This window comes from Psychrobacter sp. 16-MNA-CIBAN-0192, from assembly GCF_040309565.1.
GTDB lineage: Bacteria > Pseudomonadota > Gammaproteobacteria > Pseudomonadales > Moraxellaceae > Psychrobacter.
In genome coordinates this window covers 1-279 of sequence record NZ_JBEOOX010000164.1, presented here as the reverse complement: position 1 = coordinate 279, position 279 = coordinate 1, and the positions used below count along the sequence as shown (strand labels likewise).

The 279-nt window shown below is 46.6% G+C and carries 1 protein-coding gene; it reads left to right on the top strand.

Annotation, left to right across the window (positions count from 1 at the left end):
• A partial coding sequence (locus tag AAEY78_RS12765; RefSeq protein ID WP_352339697.1) for an NRDE family protein occupies window positions 1-276 on the top strand: 276 nt, incomplete at its 5' end.
• Between the last annotated feature and the right edge of the window lie 3 nt (window positions 277-279).

Genomic DNA, 279 nt, shown 5'->3' with positions numbered 1-279 from the left:
CCTGCATACTGGCAACAGGCGGCCTTTGAGGTGCTGTCAGATAATATCAAAGCACCAGCGGACAAGCTGCCAGATACTGGCATGACCAATGAGATTGAGCAAACCTTGTCTTCTATTTACATCGAGCCTGTCGCTTTTGGCGATAGTGCTAAGAACGTACCAACTTATGGCACTCGCACTCAAAGTATCTTAACGTTGCGTGATGAGGATAAAGGCTCAAATTTTACAGCTCAGATTGTCAGTCGCGAGTACCCACACTCAGCAGTTGGTGAATAAAAC